Below are 24,453 nucleotides of genomic sequence, written 5' to 3' on the forward strand. Positions count from 1 at the left end.
ATCCCGGCGTTTTTTTAAAAAAGCTCTCTGCTGCCCTATTTTTTTTCCAGCAGTTCCAGCATGGCCTGGGCAATGTTGTTGGTGCGCAGGCCTACAAGCTCGCGCAGGCGCAGCTGGCTGCCGTGCTCCACAAAATGGTCGGGCAGGCCAAGGCGCTTGATGCGCTGGCCGCGCATGAGACCGTGATCGTTCCAGAATTCCAGCACGGCAGATGAAAAACCGCCAGCCAGCACGCCTTCTTCAACCATCAGGATGCGGTCAAAGGATGCGGCGATATCAGCCAGCTGCTCTTCGGGCAGGGGTTTAAGCCACACGGGGTCAAACACAAAAGGTTTTACGCCTGTCTGCCGCTCAACAATCGTCGCAGCCTCAAGGGCCGGGTGGGCGCGGTTGCCTACGGCTATGACGGCAAGGCCCTCGCCCTGCTGCAACACTTCGCCCCTGCCGGGGGTCAGCAGACGGGGCGCGCCGTCCGGGGCAACGCCAAAGGCGCTGCCGCGCGGGTAACGCAGGGAGCAGGGGCCGGGGTGGCACAGGGCCGTGTGCAGACAGTGGCGCAGCAGATTTTCGTTGCGCGGGGCCAGCATGGTAATGTTGGGGATATGCCGCAGGTAGGCGATGTCAAATGCGCCGTGGTGCGTGGCCCCGTCCTCGCCCACAAGGCCCGCCCGGTCAACGCAAAAGGTCACCGGCAGGTTTTGCAGGCATACGTCGTGCACCACCTGGTCGTACGAGCGCTGCAAAAAGGTTGAGTACACCGCAAGCGCGGGCCTGTATCCCTGACTGGCAAGGCCTGCCGCAAAGGTTACGGCGTGTTGCTCGCAAATGCCCACATCCACAAACCGGTCGGGGAACCGCGCGCGGAATTTGTCCGTACCCGTGCCTTCTGGCATGGCCGCCGTTATGGCGATAATCTTATCGTTATGCTCGGCCAGTTCGACCAGCGTATTGCTGAACACCGAGGTAAACGACGGCACTTTTGCTGTGGAAGCCACCGGCTGCCCTGTTTCGGGCGTAAACAGGCCGATGCCATGGTACAGGGTGGGGTTTTTTTCCGCCGGGCCATAGCCCTTGCCCTTTTGGGTGCGCACATGCAGCAGTACCGGGCCGTCCTCAATGGCGGCGGCCATCTCGAGGTGACGGCGCAGGCTCGTGATGTCGTGCCCGTCCACCGGGCCGATGTAGTTAAAGCGAAAGGCCTCGAACAGCATGCCCGGCGTAAAGAAAGACTTGAAGCTCCACTCGCCGCGCATGGCGTAGACCGCCAGCTTTTGCCCGATGCGCGGTATGGAGCGCAAAAAATTGAGCACTTCCTTGCGGGTCTGGCGCACCCAGCGCTGCGAAAGAGTGCGGCTCAAAAACAGCGACAGCGCCCCCACGTTGGGCGAGATGGACATCTCGTTGTCGTTGAGCACCACAATGAGCCGCCGCCCCATATGTCCGGCCAGGTTGAGGCCTTCAAAGGCCTCGCCTGCGGTCAGTGAACCGTCGCCGATAACGGCCAGCACATGGTGCTTGAGACAGGAGAGGTCGCGGGCCAGCGCCATGCCCAACGCCGCCGAGATGGATGTGGAGGAATGCCCCACCCCAAAATGGTCGTACGGACTCTCCGCCATACGCGGAAAGCCGGAAATACCGCCAAAAGACCGCAGGGTGTGAAAGTTTTTGGCCCGGCCCGTCAGCAGCTTGTAGGCATAGGCCTGATGGCCCACGTCCCAGATAAGCTTGTCGTGCTCCACATTAAACGTGGCCAGCAGGGCCAGCGTCAGCTCCACCACGCCCAGCGAGGGCGCAAGATGCCCGCCGTTGCGTGAAACAGTCTCAATGATGCGGCTGCGCACCTCGGCAGCCAGTTGCGCAAGCTGCGCGTCCGAAAATTTGTTCAGCTGGGCCGGGTTTTCAATGCCGTCCAGCAAGGCGCTTTGCTCTGTCGTATCCATCTCAGGCCGCCCTGTTTACCGTGTAGTCGGCCAATGCCCGCAAAAAATCCGCCTCCGGCCCGTCAAACGAGGCCAGCGCCTTCTGGGCAGCCAGCGCCTGCTCACGCGCAAGTTCGCGGCTTTTTTCAAGCCCCAGCAGCGCGGGATAGGTGCTCTTGCCCTGCTCCTCGTCGCTGCCGGCCGGTTTGCCCAGGGTCGCGGTGTCGGACACGACGTCGAGTATATCGTCTGCAATCTGAAAGGCTACGCCAAGCGCAGCGCCATACGCGGCTATGGCCTCGCGGGCGGGTTGCTCCGCCCCGGCAAGTATGGCGCCGCACAGGCACGACGCCCGCAGGAGCGCCCCTGTCTTCATGGCGTGCACGGCGCGCATCTGCTCAAGCGTAATGGAGGTAGCGCCGGTATAGATCATGTCCCATTCCTGTCCGCCCACCATGCCGGAAGACCCCGCCGCCAGCGCAAGCTCGGCAACAGCCGCAAGCACGCGTTCCGGCGCTTCGGGGGTACGGCACATGACAACAAAGGCGTCGGTAAGCAGCCCGTCGCCAGCAAGAATGGCCGTGGCCTCGTCAAAGGCCTTGTGGTTTGAGGGCTTGCCGCGGCGCAGGTCGTCGTCGTCCATGGCGGGCAGGTCGTCGTGAATAAGCGAATAGGTGTGGATCATCTCGATGGAAGCGGCAAAAGGCATTGCCCGCTGCGGCGAAAGGCCGCACAGCGCCGCCGTGCTCAGGCACAAAACCGGCCGCAGGCGCTTGCCCCCGGCCTGAAGACTGTACAGCATGGAATCCTTGAGCCTCTGGGGCATGTCGCGCCCGTCAAGGCAGGTGGCCAGATAGGCTTCCACATCCTTGCCCCGCGCGTGCAGCAGGGCCTTCATGTCAGCAACGCACATCATCGCCTATTCCGCCTCCTCTTCTGCGTTCAGCCCGCCATCGGCCACTGCTCGCGTCTGCAGCGGCTGCGCCTGACCATCCTGCCAGACCTCAAGCTCGTGACGGGCTTTTTCCAGCTGCTCGCGGCAATAGCGTGAGCAGGCAGCACCTTCCTTATACAGAGCCATGCCCTTTTCCAGAGGCAGATCGCCGTTTTCGAGCGCCGCCACAATTTCCTGAAGCCGGGCCATCTTTTTTTCAAAAGTATTGTCAGTTTTGGCGCTCATGGATTTTTTTCCTTAACGGCGTTGGCGGTGGTCAAAAAAGGCTGCGGGTCAACCGACTCGCCCTGCACCATGAGTGAAAGATGCAGATGCGGCCCGGTCACGCGCCCGGTAGCGCCAACCAGCCCCACAACCTGGCCCTTGCGCACCTTGTCGCCATTTTGCACCAGTATTTCAGAGAGGTGCAGATACGCGGTAAACACCCCTTCGCCGTGATTGATGTACACTACATTACCAGAGAAGTACAAATTACCCGTAAGCCCCACCTGGCCGTCTGCGCAGGCAAGTACCGGCTGCCCCTGCGGGCCGCGCAGATCAAGCCCCTTGTGCACGCCGCGCGGCTGGCCGTTGAACACTCGCTTGAGTCCGTACAGGCTTGAGACGTCGCCGGGCACAGGCCGCACAAAGGGCAAAACCCACAAACGTTCAGGCAGGCGCTGGGCCAGCGCCTGACGCACAAGCTCCCTGTCGGCCTTGATGCGCGCCATCTCAGCCGCCGGAGGGTCAACGTATTTTTTATCCACAGTGATCTTTTGCACCGGGCGGTCTTTGTCAAAAAAAGTAATTTGGCGGGTCGCCGCTGGGGCATCCTTGCCGTTGCCCGTGGCCACGGCAAGATCGCGCGCCGATTCTTTTTCTTCCAGCGGCACGGGCAGCAGCATGACAGCCTGCCAGCGGGGGGTAGCCCCGGCAGCAGTGTTGGTGCTCACCTGCTCGGCCCTGGCCTCATAGGTTTTGCCCAGCCAACGGAAAGTAAACGTCTTGGCAGGCGCGTTGCTGACCGCCAAAGCGGGAAAGGCGTCGCCCCTGGCTACGGACTCTGGCGCGTCAAGTATGAGCGAGGGCGCAGCCAGCGCGGCAGTCCCTCCCAGACAGATGCTCCACGTCAGCAGCGCCATGATGAGGCGTACAGGCACAGATACGGACATATCAGCTCTTCCGTCCTTGTTTTTGGGCAACCTGTGCGACTTCTGACGCGGCGGATCGTTCCGCATCCGGCTGCACCTTGCTAACCACGGCGGCAAGGCTGCCGTCCGCCAGCCGCACAGATATGGCGCTGCCCACAGGGGCTGCCGCTACCGAGCGCAGCAAACCGCCATCCGCGCCGCGCACCAGCGCATAGCCCCGTTTGAGCGGTGCAAGCGGGTTGGCCGCCGACAGCGCAAATTCCAGTTTATCCAGCTCGCGCCCCGAACGGGCGAGCATTTCCTGCTCTGCCGTTTGCAGACGCTGGTGAGCGGCATCAAGCCGTTGCTGTTGGGCTGTCAGCAGGCGCGGCATGGCTGCCGCCATATTGGCCGCAAGCGCGTCAACCCTGCTGGCCAGCAAGTCCAGCCGCGCCGGGCTCAGGGCTGTCCGCAGCGCACGTGCAAGGCGGTCGCGCCGGGCTTCGACGCTTTCGACCCACTGCAGGGCGGCCCGCTGCAGGCGGTGGTGCAGGCCTTCAAGCTGTTCCCAAAGGCGGGCCTGATGCCGCATGGGCGAAAACCAGCGCAGGGCGCTTTCGTACTGGGCAAGACGTTGCCCCGCCGTTTCAAGCCGCCGCCGTGCGGCACGCACCAGGGCTGCCTCCGCCTCGTCCACCAGCTGAAAAAGTTCGGCCCGCGCGGGCCAGAGCAGTTGCGCCGCGTGCGAGGGCGTTGCCGCGCGCAAATCTGCCGTCATGTCGGCAAGGGTAACGTCCACCTCATGCCCGATGCCCGCCAGCACCGGCAGGCGCGACTCAAATACGGCCTCGGCCACGGCCTCTTCATTAAAGGCCCACAGGTCTTCCAGCGAGCCGCCGCCGCGCACCAGCACGATAACCTGCGCCCAGCCCTGCTCGTTGGCCTGCTGCAGCGCCCGCACAATGGCCGGGGCGGCCTCAGCCCCCTGCACCAGAGCCGGAAACAGACGGATGCGCGCCCCGCTGCCACGGCTGGACGCCAGCTCCATAAAATCGTGAATGGCCGCGCCCGTTGGCGAGGTGATGAGCGCCACCCGCTGCGGATCGTGCGGCAGGGGCCGCTTGCGCTCGCGGTTGAAATATCCCAGAGCCGCCAGCTTGCGCTTGCTGGCCTCAAAGGCCTGCGCCAACAGCCCCTCGCCCGCTGGCTGCATCAGCTCCACGGCCAGCTGGTACTGCCCGCGCGGGGCATACAGCGTGATGCGCCCGGCGCACAGCACATCAAGGCCGTTGCGCAAAAGCTCCAGCGGCGACGGGCGCGGCGAATCAAAGACCTCGCCCGTCAGCGGGTCAAAGCCCTGGCTGGTCTGCCGCTGCATGTGGCGAAACCACACGCACTGCAACTGGGCGTCCGCATCCTTGAGCGTAAAGTAGACGTGCCCCGAGTTGGGACGGGTAAGGTTGGTCACCTCGCCCCGCACCCAGACAAAGGGAAAACGCCCCTCGAGCGTTTTGCGCAGCTGCTCCGTAAGCTCACGGACAGACAGTATGGCTTCCTGCATGGTGCTCCGTGCAAGGCAGATATTGAGGCCTTGCTGGGGCTGCGTTGTCGAAAGGGCGCTGTACGCGCCCCTTCAACAATACTGGTCAGCCCGGTCCCCCCCCAGCGCGCATGACGCCGGTTGCCCGGCCCAATGCTGGAGGCGGGGGATTTAAAGGCCAGGAATGTTCTCTTGCCTATCTGTTGGCAGCGTTACCCCTGCTGCTGTTCCCAGCCTTCGCGCACCTTGGCGGCCCAGGCCGTAAAGGCTTCCGTCATGGCGTCGGCGGGCAGCTCGCCCTTTTCGCCGCTGCGGCGGTCCTTGCATTCCACAATACCCTTGGCAAGGCCCTTGCCGCCCACCACGAGCTGCATGGGGATACCCAGCAAATCCGCATCCTTGAACTTGACGCCGGGACGTTCGTCGCGGTCGTCCATCAGTACATCCACGCCCATATCCCTGAGCATGGCGTAGATCTGCTCGACCTTGGCGGTGACCTCGTCGTTGCGCGGGTCAAGGTTGAGCAGGATGCAGTCGTAAGGGGCCAGCGGCGGCGGAAACACAATGCCGTGCTCGTCGTTGTTCTGCTCGATGGCTGCTGCGGCCACGCGCGAAACGCCGATGCCGTAGCAGCCCATGATCATGATCTGTTCCTTGCCGTTTTCGTCAAGGAATGCGGCGTGCATGGCGTCGCTGTATTTGCGGCCAAGCATGAACACGTGGCCCACTTCGATGCCGCGCGTAAGCTCGATGCGCCCCCCGCAGCGGGGGCACTTGTCCTCGGGGGTGATGGCGCGCAGATCGGCCCAGGCAGCAACGGCAGCGTCGCGCTTGAGGTCCACATGTACAAGATGGGCGTCGGCGGCGTTGGCCCCGACCACATAATCCGTACCCGCCTGCAGCTCGGCATCGGCGTAAACGGGGACGCCCAGCCCCACAGGCCCGGCAAAGCCCACGGGGGCCTTGGTCAGCTCCTGCACGGTGGCGGCGTCTGCCATCACCACATCCTGCGCGGCAAGCAGGTTTTTGAGCTTGATGTCGTTTACTTCGCGGTCGCCGCGCACAAGCACGGCCACGGGCTTGCCGTCCACCCTGAAGAGCATGGTCTTGACCACAGTGGACGCGGCCACGCCAAGCAGGGCCGCCACTTCTTCAACCGTATGCGCGTTGGGGGTGGCTACCTTTTCTGCCGGGGCGCAGGCCTGGGTGCAGGGCTGTCCGTTCCAGACCACCTCGGCGCGCTCGACGTTGGCCGCGTAGTCGCAGTGGTGGCAAAAGGCGATGGTATCCTCGCCCGTATCGGCCAGCACCATGAATTCGTGCGAAAAGTTGCCGCCGATGGAGCCGGAGTCGGCCTCCACAGGGCGGAACTTGAGCCCAAGGCGCTGGAAAATACGCTTGTAGGCAGCGTGACAGGCCCAGTAATTCTGCTTTGAGCCTTCTTCGGTGGCGTCAAAGGAGTAGCCGTCCTGCATGATAAATTCGCGCCCGCGCATAAGGCCGAACCGGGGGCGGATTTCGTCGCGAAACTTGGTCTGTATCTGGTACAGGCGCACGGGCAGCTGGCGGTACGAGCGCACTTCGCCGCGCACGAGGTCGGTGATGACTTCTTCGTGCGTGGGGCCAAGGCAGTATTCGCGCTCGTTGCGGTCCCTGAAGCGCAGCAGTTCCTTGCCGTAGTGCTCCCAGCGACCCGATTCTTTCCACAGGTCGGCGGGCTGCACCATGGGCATCAGCAGCTCTTCAAAATTGGCGACGGCCATTTCTTCGCGCACAACGCGGCTTATTTTTTCAATTACCCGCAGGCCCAGCGGCAGATAGGTGTACATGCCCGAAGTAAGCCTGCGCACCATACCGGCACGCAGCAAAAGCTTGTGGCTGATTACTTCGGCATCGGCCGGGGATTCCTTGAGGGTGGGAATATAGCAGTTGCTGAAACGCATTACTGTGATTCCTTTTCGTTGAGCAGTTGTTGCAGTTCTTCCATAAAAGCCGCCAGCAGGGCATCCTGCCCCTTGACCGAGCGGATGACCTCGCCCTTGCGAAATATGATGCCCTTGTCGCGCCCGCCAGCAACGCCCAGATCGGCCTCGCGGGCCTCGCCGGGTCCGTTGACCACGCAGCCCATGACCGCCACCTTGATGTCGGCCTTGGAGGTCGCCAGGCGGTCTTCCACCGCGCGCGCGAGCGAAAAAAGGTCAATCTCCGTGCGCCCGCAGGTGGGGCACGATATGATCTCCGGCCCACGCGAGCGCAGACCAAGGGCACGCAGAATTTCCCACGCCACGGTTACTTCTTCCGCCGGGTCGGCGGTGAGCGAAACGCGCAGGGTGTCTCCAATGCCCTCGTGCAGCAAGATACCCAGCCCCACGGCGGATTTGACCGTGCCGCGCATGAGCCCCCCCGCCTCGGTCACGCCGATGTGCAGCGGGTAATCGCACACTTCTGCAAGCTTGCGGTACGAGGCGATGGTATCGAGCACCGATGAAGACTTGAGCGAAATTTTGGTGTCGTAAAATCCACGGGCCTCAAGCATGCGCACATGGCCCAACGCGCTCTCGACCAGCGCCTCGGGGCAGGGGCCGCCGTACTGCTGCAGCAGGCGCTTTTCAACCGAGCCGGAGTTGACCCCCACGCGAATAACCGCGCCATGGGCCTTGGCGGCATCTACCACGCGGTCGACATGCTCCCTTGGGCCAATATTGCCGGGGTTGATGCGCAGGCCCTCAAGCCCGGCCTCAAGCGAAGCCACGGCAAGGCGGTAGTCAAAGTGGATATCCGCAATAAGCGGCAGGCGCGTACCGGCGCGGATGGCGTGCAGGGCCGCAACAGCAGCCTCGTCGGGCACGGCCACGCGCACGGCCTCGCAGCCGCGAGCTTCAAGGCGCGCAATCTGCGCCAGCGTGGCCTCGGCATCGCGGGTATCGGTATTGGTCATGCTCTGCACCATCACAGGTGCGCCGCCGCCAATGGAAAGCCCGCCCAGTTTGATGGCGCGGGTTGTGCGCTTGTGCATGCTTCCCTCTCAAAAATATCATGGAGCTGCGGCCACAGGCCGCAGCGTTCCGTAAACGAATCTTGTATGCTATTTCCCCTTGCAAGCCAAGTGCGCCGACAGGCTGCGGCGTACGCCGTTTGCCCCCCCCCAGCAACCACAGGTAGTAAAAATTTTGCCTGCGCCCGCCTGCCCGGCAATGGGAAAAAGTTAACTCTGGAACGTGTCTTGCAAAGTTTTTGACCAAAGGCCGCGTGCAGACGTTTTTTCCGTCTGCACTCAAGTTTGCGGCCATCATGACGATAAGAATAAGGAATAGAGCTGCACCCAAGGCTGCGGGCAACGGCCCAAACGCGCCGGCAGACGGCCTGCAACATGGCAGGGCGTATCCCGCCGCACCGCACAGGGCGCTCGCGAACACTTATTGGGGTTTATATGCATATCATGCCGCGTCTGCTTATACTTTGCGCACTGTTGCTGCCGCTCGTACCCGGCTGCACCAAGAGTGGCCCGTCGGCCCTTTCGCCCGGCTACACTGATGCCGTGGAGCTCAAGCTCAAAAGCCGCGAGCTGGCCGAGCAGATGCTGGCCACCATGCCCAACGACGCTATACAGGGTTTTGTGGCCATGCCCACGGCTTTTGTTAACCAGAACAACACCTCGCAAAGTTCGCCCATGGGCAGGCTTATGGCCGAATCGCTGTTTTACGAATTTAACCAGCGGGGCTTTCCCACGCGTGAATACAGGCTCAACGGCGTCATCAACGTGCAGGGCGGGCGTGATGATCTTGCCCTTGCAGCCAACCAGATGGTCTCCACCACCGGGCAAAAGTGGGCTGCGGTGGTTGTGGGCACATATTATGTAGACAAGGACGCCACCTTTATCAATGCGCGCCTCGTTCGTACCAGTGATGGCCTTGTGCTGCGCACGGGCCAGCTTGTGCTGGTAAATACGCCCATAGTGGAGCGCATGGCGCAGGCAGACACGCCCCCGCCGGTCAAGACAGCCGACAACAGCTCCGCAGCAAAGGCCAGACCAGCCCCAACCTCGCTCTACACGCCTGCCAGCAGCATCAGCAGCGGCACGCTTACTATCAAACAAGGCCGGTAACGCCGGAATTGCCATGAAAACATTGTTAAACAACATTTGCGCACTCTGCCTTGCAGTATCGGCAGCCCTGCCCCTGGCGGCGCTGCCGTCGGCCCCGGCCCTGGCGGACAGCATGTCGACCTACAGCGGCCAGAGCGCTTCTGACGCACAGGCAAAGCGCGAGGCAACGGACCGGGCCAACTACCTTTACGACGCCAACAAGCACAGCCTGGCCTATCTTGACCAGGCCCGGCAGTTTCGTGAACAGGGACGTTATGAACTTGCGCGGCAGCGGTATCTTCAGGCTCTCTCCATTTGCGCTGACGACCAGACCCTGTCTGTCATCAAAAGAGAGCTGTCTGGCATTGAACTGCTTTTGCGCACCATGCGCTGAGGATTGACATGAACCGCTTTTTTATCACCATTCTTGTACTTGCGGCCCTGCTGTTTCCCCTTACGGCAGCGGCGGCGGGCAATGTGCCCAAGGCGGCAGAAAGCCTCGCCAAACAGCTTGACGAGCAGCTCATGATGCGTTTTTCGGGCGACAGCCAGGACATGAGCCGCAAGGACCGCGAATCCCTGGCCAGGGCGCGCATCATGATCATGGGCACTACCCCCGTGAACATCAACAACCTTGACGAGGCCTCGCCCCTGGCCCGCCAGATGACGGAAGAAATCTCGCGCTGGCTCATCAATGCGGGCTACCGATTTCAGGAGCTGCGCAAGGGCCGCGACATACGCTTTGACAAGCTCAAGGGCGAGTTTATCCTCACCCGCGACGTGCGCCAGCTTTCCAGCTCCAGCGGCACAAGCCAGGCCGTGCTGGCGGGCACGTACATTGCCACCAGCGAGCAGGTGCGCTTCAGCATCCGCCTTATCCACACCTCAAGCAACGAGGTGCTGGCCATGGCCACGGCCACGGTGCCCATTACGGACGATCTGCGCCCCCTGGTGCGCGAGGCGGGCCCCGGCGACGGCCTGACGCCCACCGTGCGCACGCGCCTGCAGTAGCTCGCCCTTGCTGCGGGTGATCGTAGTATGGCCCGCAGGCTTCTTGCTTCACTTGCGCTTTGCGTCTATAACATGCCCGCGCCTGTCTGCATGACGGCGCGGGTTGCCTTTGGGGCAACGCATGGTTCCTGATTCCGTCTTGCCCGCAAGGGCAAAACCGTAGCTGATTTCTGAACCCAGGCCGCCGACGCTTTCGGCTGCCAGACCCGCGCGGGCACGCCGCCCACTGCGGGCTATACGCTTTTTTGCGCACGGCAAGGAGACAACATGTCGCTCAGCATTGGTATTGTGGGCCTGCCAAACGTAGGCAAATCAACCCTGTTCAACGCCCTGACCAAAGCCCAGAACGCTCAGGCCGCCAACTACCCCTTTTGCACCATCGAGCCCAACAAGGCCACCGTGGCCGTGCCGGACAAGCGGGTGGACGCGCTGACCGCCAAGGCCAAGCCCAAAAAGACCATCTACGCCAGCGTTGATTTTATCGACATTGCCGGTCTGGTGCGCGGGGCCAGCAAGGGCGAAGGGCTGGGCAACCAGTTTTTGGGCAATATACGTGAATGCGCGGCCATTGTGCATGTGGTGCGCTGCTTTGAAGATGAAAACATCACGCATGTGGACGGCGACGTTGACCCACTGCGCGATGTGGACACCATTGAAACGGAACTTTTGCTGGCCGACCTGCAAAGTGTTGAAAAACGTCTGGACAAGCTGCAAAAGCTGGCCAAGGGCAGCAAGGACGCCAAGGCGGCCGCTGAAATAATGCAGACCCTGCTGGCCCAGCTCAACGACGGCAAACCGGCGCGCGGCTTTAGCCTGCCGGAAAACGAACTGTTCATGACCACCTGGCGCGAGCTGGGGCTGCTCACGGCCAAGCCCGTCATATACTGCGCCAATGTGGATGAAGCCGCCGTGGCCGACGGCAACGGATTTTCCGCCACGCTTGAGGCTTTTGCCAGGGAGCGTCAGGCGGGTTTTGCTCGCATCTGCGCCAAGCTTGAGGAAGAGCTGCAGGGCCTGCCCGACGAGGAACAGGCCGAGCTGCTGGCCTCGTACGGCATTGACGAAAGCGGCCTTGTGCGCATCATCCACACCGGCTACGACACCCTTGGCCTGTGCAGCTACTTTACCGCCGGGCCGGACGAAGTGCGCGCCTGGACGATCCACAAGGGCTGGAAGGCCCCGCAGGCGGCTGGCGTCATTCATACCGATTTTGAACGAGGCTTTATCCGCGCCGAAGTGATCTCGTACGACGACTACATGAGCCACGAGAGCGAGGCTGCCTGCCGCGCCGACGGAGTGCTGCGCGTGGAAGGCAAGGAATACCTCGTCAGCGACGGCGACATCATGCACTTTTTGTTCAACGTCTAGGCGGCCGTTGATCTGCACCGTCCACCTGGCCCGAGGGATTGCAGGGGATCAAAAACCGGCTTTGCCGGCATAGTTGCTGTCTCAACCCCGCTGTTTCAAACCCGGCGCCTCCCCTGGGCCGCTACATACTAAAAGGCGAGTTGCTGTCAAATGCAACTCGCCTGTAATTTTTCAGCTGTAAAAAACGGCACTGCTGCCAACATGGGGTCAGATCATCGCCCGGTATTTCATGAGAAATGCTCTGGCTAACGATTCACGAACACTGCTCGGGATCACAGTTGCTTCAAAAAGAGAATTGAGCACCTGCGCGTCCAAGGGGAGCATTGCAATTTCCGTAAACCTCCCAAGCACTGCGCTCAAAGCATCGGCAAGATAGCCGCAATCTTCAAAATGCCGGGCATGCATGCGCAAGTGACATAAATACAATTTGAGGGTGTCATTGTTTTTGATTGCTTCCGGGATGTAAAATTTCAAGCTTTTGCACAATGATATGGACGCTAACCGTACTACCTTCATGGATTCTTCATACGACACGTCTTTTAGGGCAACAGCCTTGCCCAGTATTGATGCCGCACGCGCAATATAGCCAGCCGAGACTCCTTGCGGCGGAAAGTTCCCATTGCGTGCCATGGTTTTTTCTAACGCTTTGTCGATGCGGTGAAGTATCTCCAGTTCCGTGTCCCCCATAATTTCCCTGTTGGTGGACAAAGACTGCGAATGCTTTCTGTACAGCGCCAGCGCACTGTTATTGACTACAAAATTCTTTTCACTTACCGCTGCCCGCAACCAGTACTCGTAGTCTTCATGCGCCAATAGCGATTCGTCAAAAAGGCCCACATCCTCCACAAGACTGCGCCGCACCATAAATGAGTGTATTGGCGCAATGTTTGAGGCGCAAAGATGCAGTGCAAAATCACTTTTGCACAGGCCCCACATGCTGATCTGATGATTTTCCCTGTCAAAAATAAGGCAATTACTGATTACGGCATCAGCGGAGGGAGTATTCAGAAGCATTGCGCTCTGCGCACTCAGATACTCAGGGACGATCAGATCATCCGCGTCCAGAAAAAGAACCGCATCCCCATCAGCCTTTTTAATCCCCGCATTTCTAGCAGCGGAAACCCCCGCGTGCGCAATACTGATAACGCGAAGGCGGCTCCCCTTTTGCTCAGCGATGCTTTCAAGAACATTCAGGCTGTTGTCTGTTGAGCCGTCGTCAACTGCAATAATTTCGAGCTCAAATTGCCCTGCCTGATCTTGAACATTCTTTATTGTTTCAGGCAGATATTGTGCATAGTTATGTACGGGAATAATCACTGATGTTTTCATACTTCACCGTTTCACAGTTGATATAAAAAAGCACGCACTAGTACAGGCAACCGCTAAAAAAATAAAGAATATACTAACTATACTACATAGCTAAAATTTAAACCACATACACGTTATCACAACACAATAATTCACCGCAAAAGAGTTATCAAGCGACGCGCATCGCGCCAATCACCTGTGTTCTCGCCCAATCTGCGACACTGTACGTTCAACAGTTGCATAATGCATATACGCCATATCTGGAAAATAGCGGTCGCTTTCAATCATGGGCTGCAACCATACAAGGAAATTTCATGTTTTTGAAAAAGTAATATCCAGAACAGGTATTTTCAACCTATAACCCATGTGCATGACTTCAGCAATATCTTGGTCCACCACTTTGAACGCCAGCAACCAACGGGTTTGCAGCAGCTGAAGCACCGAACAACAATCGATACAAAAAAAAGCCGCAACCCACGAGGAGTTGCGGCAAAAATGCGGACATTCACGCCCCGCTCTGGGAGGCCCCCAATGGGCCTCCCGGCGGGCATTTCAGGGCCGAAGAGGCAAGCCCTGAAAATCATGAGCCTTCTGGGGCCGGCCACCAGCCAGCCCCTGCACCATGGCTGCGGTTACTAGTCAGCCTGCGTGCGAATGAAGGTTGGAATTTCAAAATCATCTTCGTCATAGGTGAAGTCTTCATGGCCGGGATTGTGCGCACGGCGGCGCGGCTGGCCTACAACTTCACGCTTCTGCAGGTACGAAGGACGGCTGCTGTTTTCATCATACCAGCGTTCCACTTCAGCACGGCGGGGGGTCTGCGGCAGGCGCGTTTCCGCACGTTCCTGCTCGTCCATCATATTTTGCTGTGCAAGGCGCGAGGTGGCGCGGCGCGGTTCGGCAACCACTGCGTCCGGGCCAGGCTTGCGGAAGTTGGTGACCGTGGCGGCAGGGGCCTGCACGGGCTGGATGACCTGAGGAGAGTCAATGCCGGTGGCAATGACCGTAAGGCGAATTTCGTCGCCGATATTGTCGTCAAACACGACGCCAAATATGATGTTGGCGTCTTCGGGCGTGGCATCACCAATGATTTCGCCAATTTCTGCGATTTCGTCAGCGGTGATGTCAGTGGGCGCGGTGATGTTGTAGAGCACGGCCTTGGCGCCCTCAAGCGAAACATCTTCGAGCAGCGGGCTCATGATGGCGCGCTGCGCGGCCTCGCGGGCGCGGTTTTCGCCAGAAGCGATGCCCGTGCCCATCAGGGCCAGACCGGCTTCGGCCATGGTGGTGCGCACGTCTGCAAAGTCGAGGTTGATCAGGCCTTCACCCACGATAACGTCAGAGATGCCCTTGACGGCGTAGTACAGCACATCGTTGGCTTTCTGCAGCATTTCGGAGAAAGGCGCTTTTTTGGGAGCAAAAGCAAGCAGGCGATCATTGGGAATGGTGATCAGGCAGTCAACATGCTGCTTGAACTCCTCAAGCCCGGCTTCGGCGGCACGTTTGCGTTTGGCGCCTTCAAAGCTGAAGGGCTTGGTCACCACACCAACGGTAAGCGCGCCCATTTCCTTGGCGGCCTGAGCCACCACAGGGGCCGCGCCGGTGCCGGTGCCGCCGCCCATGCCAGCGGTGACAAAGACCATGTCGGCGTCGCCGATAGCTTCACGAATGCTGCCCACACTTTCCACGGCAGCCTCGCGGCCAATGGAGGGGTTGGCGCCGGCGCCAAGACCTTTGGTGAGCTTTTCGCCCAGCTGCACCTTGACGGAAGCGCCGTTCTTGTTCAACGCCTGTACATCGGTATTGGCGCAAACAAACTGGACTCCGCGCAAGCCAGAGGCAATCATGTTCTGCACAGCGTTACCGCCGCCGCCGCCTACGCCAATGACTTTGATCTTGGCATTGCTGGCCAACGAGGTATCGATATCATCTATGATAGACTGAGCCATTGCACCTCTCCTCTGTGCTGTCCTCAAATGCCCGCTTGAGGTTGTTATGAAATGTCCGCAAACCACTTTTTCATTCGCGAAAGTACGCCGTCAAAAACGCCGTTTTCGCTACGTGTGGTAAATTTTTTCTGCCCGGAAAGTTCCTTCTCCGCGCCGTAACGCAACAGGCCCACCGCAGTGGAAAACTTGGGGCTGTTGACCACGTCCTTGAGGCCCCCGATGTTGCGCGGGTAGCCGATGCGCGTGGGCAGGTTGAATATCTGCTCGCCCAGTTCCTGGCAGCCGTCGATCAGGGCCGTGCCGCCTGTAAGCACAACACCGGCGCCGATCATGTCTTTGTAGCCAGAGCGCACAAGGGTCTGGTCCACAAGGTAAAGAATTTCTTCCATACGCGGCTCGCATATCTCGGCCAGCACCTGACGCGAAAGGCGGCGCGGCTCGCGGCCGCCCACACTGGGTACTTCGATAAATTCGTCGTTGCGTACAAGGTCGGCCAGGGCGCAGCCGTATTTGAGCTTGATTTTTTCCGCAGAGGCGATGGGCGTGCGCAGGCCAAAGGCAATGTCGTTGGAAAGGTTTTGTCCGCCAAGGGCCAGCACTGCAGTGTGCTTGATGGCGTCGTTGGCAAAAACGGCGATATCGGTGGTGCCGCCGCCAAGGTCAACCAGGGCGACGCCGATCTCACGCTCTTCTTCAGTAAGTACTGCTTTGGCGGAAGCCAGCGACTCAAGGGCGATGTCGGCCACTTCAAGCTGGCTGCGGTGGCAGGAGCGCACGATGTTTTGCGCGGATGAAACAGCGCCGGTGACAATGTGCACCTTTACCTCAAGGCGCACGCCAGCCATGCCGAGCGGGTCGGCAATACCGCGCTGGTTATCAACTATATATTCCTGCGGCAGGATATGGATAACTTCGCGGTCGGCTGGTATGGCCACGGCCCGCGCTGCGTCAAGGGCGCGCTCGATATCGCGCTGCGCCACCTCGCCGCCTTTGACGGCAATGACGCCGTGGCTGTTGATGCCCATAATATGGCTGCCCGCAATGCCCACGTACACAGAGTGTATCTCGCAGCCTGCCATGAGCTCTGCATCTTCAACCGCCTTGCGAATGGACTGGACGGTCTGCTCTATGTTGACCACCACACCCTTGCGCAAACCGGTAGAAACACTGGTGCCGATGCCCACCACATCTACAAGACCCGACTCCGACAGTTCGCCCACCACAGCGCAAATCTTTGTGGTGCCGATGTCGAGGCCAACGATGAGCTCGGACTTGTTCATGCCATTCTCCTCAAAACGCCTGTCTCCGGGTCACGGCGGCACGCCGCAGGGCTTATGCCGCAAGCTTCTTACGCAGGTTGGTTAAGCAAAACCCAGACATTGCCGTTAACAGACCGAATTTCGCGCACATTGCGCAGCTCGTGCCTACGGGCCAGATCACCCAGGGTTAAACTTAACCGGGAAAGGTTGCCCTCCCAATCATCTGTGGCGATGGAGAGCCGCAGTTCCCTGTCTTCCAGATAAATTTCAATGCCCTTGCCTGGGCTGATGCTGACAGACGAAACTGCTCCAGCTTCCACCGGCAGCAAACCGCTCTGCATGCCCTTCATCAGTCGCGTCAGGTACGGCAGGTCGTCTTCCGCTCCGGATTCAACCCGCAGAGTAGGCAACGAAAGAAAGTTTTTGCTTTCCACAGGGGCAATTATCTCGCCACGCTCGTTGGCGTAATACAGCACCCCGTCCTTATGCACCCAAAAGGTAGGCAAACGCTCTTTCAGCTTGATCACAAACCTGTCTGGCAAAAGTCGCTTGACCGAAGCTTCTTCAACCCAGGGCGTCTTGCGCAAGTTTCGCTCGACCTTGGCGATGCTGACGGCAAGGCTGTTGTCCCCCTCGCGGATGCCGCCGTACTGCAGCACCATATCGTGCGAGAGCCGCACGTTGCCTGTCACATCGACATGGCGGGTGGTAAAAAAATCGCTGGTAATGGCCTTGTTGTAGAGCCATAGCGACGAATAGCAAACTCCCGCAATGATCAAACCCAGACCGGCCAGCAGCACTGTCAGCGCTGCAAGGCTTTTCAGGCCGCTAAAGCCCTTGAGCCTTTTAAAAACCCCCGCGACAATTCCCCCAATGCGAACCCCGGAACCATTGCCGCTTTTTTTTGCGGGCGCAGACGACCGGGTGTAGGAGTTGCGGGCCTTACGACCGTTTTTTTTCAGGGCAAGAGGCATGGCACTATCCTGACCTCCGGTTCAAGCGCAATGCCGAACCGCTGCAGCACAGCTTCCCGGGCCTCTTGCAACAGAGCCAGGGCTGCTGTGGCGCTGCCCTTGCCTTCGTTAATCAAAAAATTTGCATGCAGGGTTGAAAAAGCCATTCCCCCAAGCTTTCTGCCCTTGAAGCCCGCTTCATCCAGCAGCCTTCCGGCAGACATTTCAGGCGAGGGGTTTTTGAACACGCACCCCGCGCTCCAGGCCGTCACAGGTTGTTTAGACTTTTTCTTAAAAAAGTTGTGACGCATGCAATTACAGATGCCATCCCTTTCAGCAACGGTCAAGCCAAATGTGGCTTCCAAGACGATAAAATCATTCTTTTTCCCGTTGATACTAAGGGTGCGGTAGCCGTATTGCAGTGCACTTGCGCTGATACGCTCAATAGTGTTGTCTATAACTACCTGTACAGAATGGATATTTTTGCATGTTTCCGTACCGTGCGAGCCAGCGTTCATGGCTACCGCCCCGCCCACGCTGCCAGGTATGCCCACCAGCCCCTCAAGACCAGAAAGGCCGCTTGCAGAGCAAAAACGCAGCAACCGCGCCATGGGAACGCCCGCGCCTGCGCGCACCAAAATTTTACCGTCAGCCTCGCCCGCAATCTCCGGCCCGTCGTAAAAAAAAGGCCGTATCAAGACCAGGGGCAGCTCGCCGTCCTGCGCAAGAATATTGCTGCCAGCGCCCAATACCAGGGGAGTGCCGCCCAGAGCCTTCAATTTATCTGGTAGTAGATAAACATCCTCCCGCTGCTCAAGCACAAGTTCGGCAATGGCCGTTCCGCCCACCCGCAGGGTGGTGCGGGGCGCAAGAAAAGGCGCGGGCATCTCACGCATGGTTCTGTCCCTCAATCCACGCGGGGCCAAGCCGGGTAATACTGCCAGCGCCGAGGGTAAGCAGCACGTCACCCGCCTTGAGTATGCCCGGCAGGGCTGCGGCGATGTCGTTTAGCGTCTGAAAATACTCCACAGGCGTGGTGGAAACCTGACGAATGCCCTGCGCGAGGCTTTGGCCGGAAACCCCGGGGATGGGCTTTTCGGACGCGGCGTAAATTTCGGTAAGCAGCAGCTGGTCAACGTTGTCGAACACCTTGCAAAACTCGCCAAAATGGGCCTGCGTGCGACTGAAGCGGTGCGGTTGAAACGCCGCAACCAGACGACGACCCGGAAAAACCTGCCGCGCGGTGGCAAGTGTGGCCGCAATTTCCGCCGGGTGGTGCCCGTAGTCGTCAACCACGGTCACGCCTGCCCGCTCGCCCTTGAATTCAAAGCGACGCCCTACGCCGCCAAAGCCGTTGAGGCCTTCAGCGCATTTGTCAAAGCTGATGTCTACTTCCATAGCCGCGCCGATGGCGGCAAGGGCATTGAGCATGTTGTGACGGCCCGGCTGGGGCAGGCTGACCTTGCCCAGCTTTTTGCCGCTGCGCCATACCTCAAAATTGTTGCGAACGCCGCACTCAAGCGGCACAGCGCGCAGCACGTTGTCTTCAGCAAAGCCGTAGGTCAGCACAGGGCGCTTAACCCGCGCGAGCAACGCGCGTACGCCGGGGTCGTCGCCGCAGACGATGTTCAGGCCGTAAAACGGCACATTGTTCATAAACTCCACAAAAGCGGCGTCGATGCCATCGCGGGTCTTGTAGTGGTCGAGATGATCCTCGTCCACGTTTGTGACGACATTGATGATAGGCAGGAGGCACAAAAATGAGCCGTCCGATTCGTCTGCTTCGGCTATCAGATATTCGCCATGGCCGAGGTGCGCGTTGGTTCCGTAGGCATTGAGCCGCCCGCCGATGATCACGGTAGGATCAAGCCCGGCGGTATCAAAAATGGACGCGGTCAGCGACGTGGTGGTGGTTTTGCCGTGCGTGCCAGCTATGGCGATGCCCTGACGCAGGCGCATGAGCTCGGCCAGCATTTCCGCACGCGGAATAATGGCGATATTGCGGCGGCGGGCTTCGGCCAGCTCTGGGTTTTCATCGCTGATGGCCGTGGACTTGACGAGCACCTGCACGTCGCCCACGTTTTCCGCCGCGTGGCCCACGGCTACCTTTGCGCCAAGCTCCCGCAGGTGCCGCACAACAGCCGAATCACTCATGTCAGAGCCGGAGACCTCGTAGCCCTGATTGAGAAGAACCTCGGCAATACCGCTCATGCCCGCACCGCCGATACCAACCATATGAATACGCCGAATCTTGCTGTTCATGCTATACCTTTAAAGAAAGTCTAGATAATTTGAAGGGTTGAGTTTTCCCACAAATATCGCCACGGGCGCACTGCATGCTACCCAGAGAAATGACTACGCTGTTTCTTCGAGAACGGCCACCACGCGCGCGGCAGCATCAGGCCGTGCGGCGGAAAGCGCCGCCTCGGCCATGGGCTCGCGTTCGCCGGGCATGGTCAAAAGCCGCAACAGTATGTCCGACATGTGCTGTACGGCCATGCGACCCTCGGGAACAAGTACGGCTGCGCCGCTGCGGGTCAGCACCTCGGCGTTGCGGGTCTGGTGATCGTGTATGGCATAGGGAAAGGGCACAAGAACCGAGGGCAACCCGGCGGCGCAAAGCTCCGCCACCGTGCTGGCTCCGGCGCGGCACAGGGCGACGTCGGCCCAGGCATAGGCCCCGGCCATGTCGTCAATAAAGGCGGAGACGCAACCGGGCGCATAGCCCGCAGCCACATAGGCCGCGCGCACGCTGCCTTCGTCGGTGGTGCCGGTCTGGTGGCGAATTTCCACCCCTGCGCCACGAAATTCCGCAAGATTTTCCAGCATAAAGGCGTTGAGAGCGTGCGCGCCCTGCGATCCGCCCATGACCAGCAGGCGACGGCTCTGCCGCTGACGGTCGAGCTGCCCCACTTCGCTGACGGCGGCACGCACGGGGTTGCCGGTAAAAACGCATTTTTTCATGTCAAAACCGCTGGTGTTGGGCAGCGAAATACAAACGCGCCTCGCCAGCCGGGCCAAAAAGCGGTTGCTGGCCCCGGCGACGGCGTTCTGCTCGTGCAGCACGCCGGGCACGCCCAGCAGCCTTGCGGCCATCATGGGCGCAAACGCCGCATATCCGCCAAATCCAGCCACCACGTCAGGCCTGAAGCGGCGGATGATGCCCATGGCCTTGACCACGGCCAAAGCCATCTGCGCGCCCGCTCCCACGGCCTTGAAACCACGGCCAAGCAGCCCGCGCACGGGCAGCCCCTCAAAGGGGATACCCGCCTGACGCATCAGGCGTTCCTCCGGCCCGTAGAGCGAGCCCACAAACAGCAAGTTGGCATTGGGATTGCGACGCCGCAATTCCTCTGCCACAGCCAGTGCCGGAAAAATGTGCCCGCCGGTTCCGCCAGTCGTCAGGAGGATGTTGTCCATGTGTCCGCCGTCCTTGAAAAATTCATAAGCAGGCCCACGCACAGCATGGTGGCCAAAAGGTTACTGCCGCCGTAACTCATCAGGGGCATGGGCACGCCCTTGGGCGGCGCAACCCCCATAACCACGGCCAGGTTCATGACCGCGCCCATGGCAAGAATGGTGGTGAGGCCAAAAGCCGTAAAGCGGTCGCGCAGGTTGCGCTGCCCCATGATGATCTTGTAGCAGCGCCAAAAAAGCAGCGCGAACAATATCATCACCACGCTCACGCCCACAAAGCCCATTTCTTCTGCCAGCACGGCCATGATAAAGTCGTTGTGGGCTTCAGGCAGATAAAACATCTTTTGCTTGCTGGCCCCCACCCCCACGCCAAAAAAGCTGCCCGAACCGATGGCCAGCAGCGACTGCACCAGCTGGTAACCGGTGTTGTGGGCATCCTGAAAAGGATCAAGAAAAGCCAGCAGGCGGCGCAAACGGTAGGGAGACGAAATGGCCAGCGCCATTGCACCGCCGCAGGCCAGCGCTACGGAAAAGAACAGATAGATAAACCGCGTGCCGCCAGCCACGCACATAAAAAACAGAATGCTTGCCAGAACAACGGCGCTGCCAAAGTCGGGCTGCAGCAGCAGCAAAAAGCAGAACAGGCCTGTGACTGCAAAGGGAGGGATGACGCCTCGGCTGAAGGTTTTGATGAGCTCCTGCTTGGAGCTCATGAAATACGCCAGATACAGGGCCAGGGCGATTTTGACAAATTCCATGGGCTGGATGGAGATAAAGCCCAAAGGAATCCACCGTTTTGCACCGTTGATTGCGGGCGTAAGCGGCGAGAGCGTCACCAGCAGCAGCAACAGCGCAAAAAAGAGGGCGGGATACTGCATGCGGTACAGCCAGTGCCGGGGCAGAAGCGCCGCGCCCCACAGAGCCGCGCCCCCGACAAGGGCAAAGATGACCTGACGCTTGAAAAAGAAGTATTTGTCGCCGTTGACCTGCTCGGCAACTATGCCGCTGGCCGAGAGCACCATGACAAGCCCAATGGCAAGTATGATCAGCATGATGGTAAACAGCCACCAGTCAAAGGGAGCAAACGGCCCTTCTTCCGTAGCCCGCGCCATGGCGCTGTTGACCTTGGGGGTCTTGGATTTGCCGCTGAAGAGGTTCTTCATGACAGCATACCCACTATCCGTTTAAAGTCTTCGCCGCGCTGTTCGTAGTTTTTGTACAGGTCATAGCTTGAGGTGGCGGGTGCAAGCAGCACCACATCGCCGCTCTTGGCGTTTGCGGTCGCAAAGCGCACGGCCGGTTCCATTGTTTCGTACCAGCTGATGGGCACAATACCCTGCCAGGCCTTTTCAAAGTGCTCGCGGCTGGCCCCAAACAGCACCACCTCGCGCACCTTGGCGCGCAGCAGGTCGGCAAGACCAGCCAGATCGCCGCCCTTGAACTTGCCGCCGCAAAGCAGCCGCACCGGGCGGTCAAAGGCTTCAAGCGCAACCTGCAATGCCGATACCGTAGTGCATTTGGAATCATTGACGTACAACACGCCGCCCCGCTCGCGCACCCGCTCAAGGCGGTGCGGCAGAGGCTTGAAGCGCTCAACCGCGCGCGCAGCGGCGGCTTCGGTCACGCCAAACAGGCGGCAGGCCTGCCAGGCCGCTTCTTCATTGATGCGGTTGTGCGCGCCCATAAGGCAACTGTGGGGGAAGCGGTCAGTCGCCTTGACAAAAACCTTACGGGCCTTGAGAGCGTACTGCATGGCAAGATCGTGCAGATCCTCGCCAAGCACGGCCAGATCATCTTCGTCTTGACCGCGGAAAAGACGAAACTTGGCCTCGATATATTCTGCCATGTCCTTGTGGTAATCGAGATGGTTGGGCGTGATATTGAGCAGAATGCCCGCGCGCGGACAAAACGTGGTGCATGCCTGCAACTGGAAGCTGGAAATTTCAAGTACGAGTACGTCGGCCTTTTTGCTGCCAAGCACGTACTCTGAAAGCGGCGTGCCTATGTTGCCGCCAAGAAATACGGCGTAGCCCTGCTCGTGCAGCATGGCAGCCGCCAGCGAAGCCGTAGTGGTTTTGCCGCTGGTGCCCGTAATAGCCAACACCGGCTCGTCGTCCAGATACCGCCAGGCCAGCTCCATTTCAGCCAGAATTTCGGAAACCTGCGTATCCACAAGCCCTTCAAGCCTGGCCACCGGCATGCCAGGGCTGGGCACCACAAAGACGGCGCCCTCAAACTGCGCGGCAGAGTGCTCGCCAAGCTGCACGTCAATGCCAAGGGCCGTCAGCTCCGCCAACAGGGTTTCCCTGCCGGTCATGGCCTTAAGGTTACTGTCGAGCAGCCGCACCCTGGCCCCGGCGCGGCGCAGCAAACGGGCCGCCGCAAGACCGGAGCGCCCCGCTCCAACAACCACGGCCAGCTCGCCCGCCGTAATACGTTTGCCTCGAATTTTCTCCAGTGCCATATCCCCTCTCCTAACGCAGCTTGAGAACAGAAAGCGCCACAAGACCCAAAAGGATGGAAGTTATCCAGAACCGGATGATGATTTTTGATTCAGGCACGCCCTTGAGTTCAAAATGGTGGTGCAAGGGTGCCATACGAAAAATACGTTTGCCGCCTGTCCAGCGAAAGTAGCCCACCTGAAGAATAACGGAAAGGGTTTCGGCCACAAAAAGGCCGCCCACCACCGAGAGTACAAGTTCCTGCTTGCACAGCAGGGCCAGATACCCGAGTACGCCGCCAATGGAAAGCGAGCCCACATCGCCCATGAACACCTGGGCGGGATAGGCGTTGAACCACAAAAAGCCCAACCCTGCGCCCACAAGCGCGGCGCAAAAAACCGTCACTTCGCCCACGCCGGGCATATAAGGCAGCAGCAAATATCCTGCAAAACGGGCGTTGCCTGTAATGTAGATGAATATGGAAAATACCAGGCAGGCCACGATGGAGGGTCCGATGGCAAGGCCGTCGAGTCCGTCAGTAAGGTTTACCGCATTGGAAGAGGCCACCATGACAAACACCCCAAAGGGCAGGTAAAACCAGCCAAGATCGACCGTCACCTCCTTAAAGAAAGGGATGGTCAGCTTGCTGCTGTAGTCGGGGTTGATATACAGCAGCACCATGGCGGCGCAAGCCACCATGAGCTGCCCGGCCATTTTGGCCTTGCCCGAAATTCCCTTGTTTTTGTGGTGCCGCAGCTTGGTCATGTCGTCCCAGAACCCCACGGCCCCAAAACCGGCAAAAACCAGAACAGCCTGCCAGATATAGGCATTATTGAGGTCAGACCACAACAGCAGGCTGATGGAGAGCGTAAACAGCATGAGCAACCCGCCCATGGTGGGCGTACCGGCCTTGCAGGCGTGGGCTGCCACGTCTTCGTGAATGTACTGGCCGCACTTGAGGCTGCGCAGCCAGGCGATAAAGCGCGGGCCTATGAGTATGGAAAGCACAAGCGCAGTGAGGAGCGCGGCCAACGAGCGGAAGCTGATGTACCGAAAAACGTTGAGTACCGTCCATTCGGACGAAAGGGGGACAAAAATATTATAAAACATGCAGCCAATCCGTTCTTATGGTCGTGTGCA

The 24,453-nt window shown here is 59.7% G+C and carries 21 protein-coding genes; 4 read left to right on the top strand and 17 right to left on the bottom strand.

Annotation, left to right across the window (positions count from 1 at the left end; all coding sequences use genetic code 11):
* Positions 1-35 precede the first annotated feature (35 nt).
* The 7 genes from dxs to ispG all read right to left on the bottom strand — a co-directional run bounded on the left by dxs (position 36) and on the right by ispG (position 8,539).
* Positions 36-1,940, bottom strand: coding sequence for a 1-deoxy-D-xylulose-5-phosphate synthase (gene dxs / locus DDIC_RS07645; protein ID WP_136399888.1), 1,905 nt, complete (start codon positions 1,938-1,940; stop codon positions 36-38).
* A 1-nt stretch (position 1,941) separates the two neighbouring features.
* Entirely contained in the window at positions 1,942-2,835 is an 894-nt protein-coding gene (locus DDIC_RS07650) for a polyprenyl synthetase family protein (RefSeq protein ID WP_136399889.1), read from the bottom strand.
* A 3-nt stretch (positions 2,836-2,838) separates the two neighbouring features.
* Positions 2,839-3,099 (bottom strand): exodeoxyribonuclease VII small subunit, encoded by a 261-nt coding sequence (xseB, locus tag DDIC_RS07655; RefSeq protein ID WP_136399890.1) that lies wholly within the window; start codon positions 3,097-3,099, stop codon positions 2,839-2,841.
* Complete coding sequence (locus DDIC_RS07660; protein WP_247647418.1) at positions 3,096-4,025, bottom strand: M23 family metallopeptidase; 930 nt, start codon at positions 4,023-4,025, stop codon at positions 3,096-3,098. Before DDIC_RS07660 ends, xseB begins: the two co-directional genes overlap by 4 nt.
* A 1-nt stretch (position 4,026) precedes the next feature.
* Positions 4,027-5,544, bottom strand: a complete 1,518-nt coding sequence (gene xseA, locus DDIC_RS07665) for an exodeoxyribonuclease VII large subunit (protein ID WP_136399891.1) — start codon at positions 5,542-5,544, stop codon at positions 4,027-4,029.
* 191 nt (positions 5,545-5,735) lie between these two features.
* Complete coding sequence (locus tag DDIC_RS07670; protein ID WP_136399892.1) at positions 5,736-7,466, bottom strand: proline--tRNA ligase; 1,731 nt, start codon at positions 7,464-7,466, stop codon at positions 5,736-5,738.
* Positions 7,466-8,539 (bottom strand): flavodoxin-dependent (E)-4-hydroxy-3-methylbut-2-enyl-diphosphate synthase, encoded by a 1,074-nt coding sequence (gene ispG / locus DDIC_RS07675; protein WP_136399893.1) that lies wholly within the window; start codon positions 8,537-8,539, stop codon positions 7,466-7,468. The genes DDIC_RS07670 and ispG overlap by 1 nt, the downstream gene beginning before the upstream one ends.
* A gap of 414 nt (positions 8,540-8,953) precedes the next feature.
* Here ispG and DDIC_RS07680 point away from each other — a divergent pair, with 414 nt between their 5' ends.
* The 4 genes from DDIC_RS07680 to ychF all read left to right on the top strand — a co-directional run bounded on the left by DDIC_RS07680 (position 8,954) and on the right by ychF (position 11,986).
* On the top strand, positions 8,954-9,628 hold the full coding sequence (locus DDIC_RS07680; RefSeq protein WP_136399894.1) for a FlgO family outer membrane protein: 675 nt from the start codon (positions 8,954-8,956) through the stop codon (positions 9,626-9,628).
* Positions 9,629-9,641: 13 nt separating this feature from the next.
* Positions 9,642-10,001, top strand: a complete 360-nt coding sequence (locus DDIC_RS07685; protein ID WP_136399895.1) for a hypothetical protein — start codon at positions 9,642-9,644, stop codon at positions 9,999-10,001.
* 8 nt (positions 10,002-10,009) lie between these two features.
* On the top strand, positions 10,010-10,618 hold the full coding sequence (locus DDIC_RS07690; RefSeq protein WP_136399896.1) for a FlgO family outer membrane protein: 609 nt from the start codon (positions 10,010-10,012) through the stop codon (positions 10,616-10,618).
* 267 nt (positions 10,619-10,885) lie between these two features.
* Positions 10,886-11,986 carry a redox-regulated ATPase YchF gene (gene ychF / locus DDIC_RS07695; RefSeq protein ID WP_136399897.1) on the top strand — a complete coding sequence of 367 codons (1,101 nt, stop codon included), beginning with the start codon at positions 10,886-10,888 and terminating at the stop codon, positions 11,984-11,986.
* A gap of 207 nt (positions 11,987-12,193) precedes the next feature.
* On the opposite strand, the gene DDIC_RS07700 is transcribed toward ychF, so the two are convergent.
* The 10 genes from DDIC_RS07700 to mraY form a co-directional block, all read right to left on the bottom strand.
* Positions 12,194-13,315: a glycosyltransferase family 2 protein gene (locus tag DDIC_RS07700; protein ID WP_136399898.1), complete on the bottom strand. Its 1,122-nt coding sequence runs from the start codon at positions 13,313-13,315 to the stop codon at positions 12,194-12,196.
* Between the two features lie 614 nt (positions 13,316-13,929).
* A complete protein-coding gene (ftsZ, locus tag DDIC_RS07705) occupies positions 13,930-15,243 on the bottom strand; it encodes a cell division protein FtsZ (RefSeq protein WP_136399899.1) in 1,314 nt (437 codons plus the stop codon).
* 44 nt (positions 15,244-15,287) lie between these two features.
* Positions 15,288-16,523, bottom strand: a complete 1,236-nt coding sequence (gene ftsA / locus DDIC_RS07710) for a cell division protein FtsA (protein WP_136399900.1) — start codon at positions 16,521-16,523, stop codon at positions 15,288-15,290.
* Between the two features lie 68 nt (positions 16,524-16,591).
* Entirely contained in the window at positions 16,592-17,476 is an 885-nt protein-coding gene (locus DDIC_RS07715) for a cell division protein FtsQ/DivIB (protein WP_136399901.1), read from the bottom strand.
* Positions 17,461-18,351 (bottom strand): UDP-N-acetylmuramate dehydrogenase, encoded by an 891-nt coding sequence (gene murB / locus DDIC_RS07720; protein ID WP_136399902.1) that lies wholly within the window; start codon positions 18,349-18,351, stop codon positions 17,461-17,463. Before murB ends, DDIC_RS07715 begins: the two co-directional genes overlap by 16 nt.
* Positions 18,344-19,717 carry a UDP-N-acetylmuramate--L-alanine ligase gene (gene murC / locus DDIC_RS07725; RefSeq protein ID WP_136399903.1) on the bottom strand — a complete coding sequence of 458 codons (1,374 nt, stop codon included), beginning with the start codon at positions 19,715-19,717 and terminating at the stop codon, positions 18,344-18,346. The genes murB and murC overlap by 8 nt, the downstream gene beginning before the upstream one ends.
* A gap of 93 nt (positions 19,718-19,810) precedes the next feature.
* Positions 19,811-20,875 (bottom strand): undecaprenyldiphospho-muramoylpentapeptide beta-N-acetylglucosaminyltransferase, encoded by a 1,065-nt coding sequence (gene murG, locus DDIC_RS07730; RefSeq protein ID WP_136399904.1) that lies wholly within the window; start codon positions 20,873-20,875, stop codon positions 19,811-19,813.
* A complete protein-coding gene (ftsW, locus tag DDIC_RS07735) occupies positions 20,857-22,035 on the bottom strand; it encodes a putative lipid II flippase FtsW (RefSeq protein ID WP_136399905.1) in 1,179 nt (392 codons plus the stop codon). The genes murG and ftsW overlap by 19 nt, the downstream gene beginning before the upstream one ends.
* Complete coding sequence (murD, locus tag DDIC_RS07740) at positions 22,032-23,336, bottom strand: UDP-N-acetylmuramoyl-L-alanine--D-glutamate ligase (protein ID WP_136399906.1); 1,305 nt, start codon at positions 23,334-23,336, stop codon at positions 22,032-22,034. The genes ftsW and murD overlap by 4 nt, the downstream gene beginning before the upstream one ends.
* 10 nt (positions 23,337-23,346) lie before the next feature.
* Positions 23,347-24,423: a phospho-N-acetylmuramoyl-pentapeptide-transferase gene (gene mraY, locus DDIC_RS07745; protein ID WP_136399907.1), complete on the bottom strand. Its 1,077-nt coding sequence runs from the start codon at positions 24,421-24,423 to the stop codon at positions 23,347-23,349.
* Between the last annotated feature and the right edge of the window lie 30 nt (positions 24,424-24,453).

It is taken from the genome of Desulfovibrio desulfuricans (genome assembly GCF_004801255.1).
In the GTDB taxonomy this organism is placed as follows: domain Bacteria; phylum Desulfobacterota; class Desulfovibrionia; order Desulfovibrionales; family Desulfovibrionaceae; genus Desulfovibrio; species Desulfovibrio desulfuricans_C.

Excerpts from the sequence above, each read along its gene's own strand:
- dxs (WP_136399888.1), bottom strand. The coding sequence starts at position 1,940 with ATGGATACGACAGAGCAAAGCGCCTTGCTGGACGGCATTGAAAACCCG.
- DDIC_RS07650 (WP_136399889.1), bottom strand. The coding sequence starts at position 2,835 with ATGATGTGCGTTGCTGACATGAAGGCCCTGCTGCACGCGCGGGGCAAG.
- xseB (WP_136399890.1), bottom strand. The coding sequence starts at position 3,099 with ATGAGCGCCAAAACTGACAATACTTTTGAAAAAAAGATGGCCCGGCTT.
- DDIC_RS07660 (WP_247647418.1), bottom strand. The coding sequence starts at position 4,025 with ATGTCCGTATCTGTGCCTGTACGCCTCATCATGGCGCTGCTGACGTGG.
- xseA (WP_136399891.1), bottom strand. The coding sequence starts at position 5,544 with ATGCAGGAAGCCATACTGTCTGTCCGTGAGCTTACGGAGCAGCTGCGC.
- DDIC_RS07670 (WP_136399892.1), bottom strand. The coding sequence starts at position 7,466 with ATGCGTTTCAGCAACTGCTATATTCCCACCCTCAAGGAATCCCCGGCC.
- ispG (WP_136399893.1), bottom strand. The coding sequence starts at position 8,539 with ATGCACAAGCGCACAACCCGCGCCATCAAACTGGGCGGGCTTTCCATT.
- DDIC_RS07680 (WP_136399894.1), top strand. The coding sequence starts at position 8,954 with ATGCATATCATGCCGCGTCTGCTTATACTTTGCGCACTGTTGCTGCCG.
- DDIC_RS07685 (WP_136399895.1), top strand. The coding sequence starts at position 9,642 with ATGAAAACATTGTTAAACAACATTTGCGCACTCTGCCTTGCAGTATCG.
- DDIC_RS07690 (WP_136399896.1), top strand. The coding sequence starts at position 10,010 with ATGAACCGCTTTTTTATCACCATTCTTGTACTTGCGGCCCTGCTGTTT.
- ychF (WP_136399897.1), top strand. The coding sequence starts at position 10,886 with ATGTCGCTCAGCATTGGTATTGTGGGCCTGCCAAACGTAGGCAAATCA.
- DDIC_RS07700 (WP_136399898.1), bottom strand. The coding sequence starts at position 13,315 with ATGAAAACATCAGTGATTATTCCCGTACATAACTATGCACAATATCTG.
- ftsZ (WP_136399899.1), bottom strand. The coding sequence starts at position 15,243 with ATGGCTCAGTCTATCATAGATGATATCGATACCTCGTTGGCCAGCAAT.
- ftsA (WP_136399900.1), bottom strand. The coding sequence starts at position 16,523 with ATGAACAAGTCCGAGCTCATCGTTGGCCTCGACATCGGCACCACAAAG.
- DDIC_RS07715 (WP_136399901.1), bottom strand. The coding sequence starts at position 17,476 with ATGCCTCTTGCCCTGAAAAAAAACGGTCGTAAGGCCCGCAACTCCTAC.
- murB (WP_136399902.1), bottom strand. The coding sequence starts at position 18,351 with ATGCGTGAGATGCCCGCGCCTTTTCTTGCGCCCCGCACCACCCTGCGG.
- murC (WP_136399903.1), bottom strand. The coding sequence starts at position 19,717 with ATGAACAGCAAGATTCGGCGTATTCATATGGTTGGTATCGGCGGTGCG.
- murG (WP_136399904.1), bottom strand. The coding sequence starts at position 20,875 with ATGGACAACATCCTCCTGACGACTGGCGGAACCGGCGGGCACATTTTT.
- ftsW (WP_136399905.1), bottom strand. The coding sequence starts at position 22,035 with ATGAAGAACCTCTTCAGCGGCAAATCCAAGACCCCCAAGGTCAACAGC.
- murD (WP_136399906.1), bottom strand. The coding sequence starts at position 23,336 with ATGGCACTGGAGAAAATTCGAGGCAAACGTATTACGGCGGGCGAGCTG.
- mraY (WP_136399907.1), bottom strand. The coding sequence starts at position 24,423 with ATGTTTTATAATATTTTTGTCCCCCTTTCGTCCGAATGGACGGTACTC.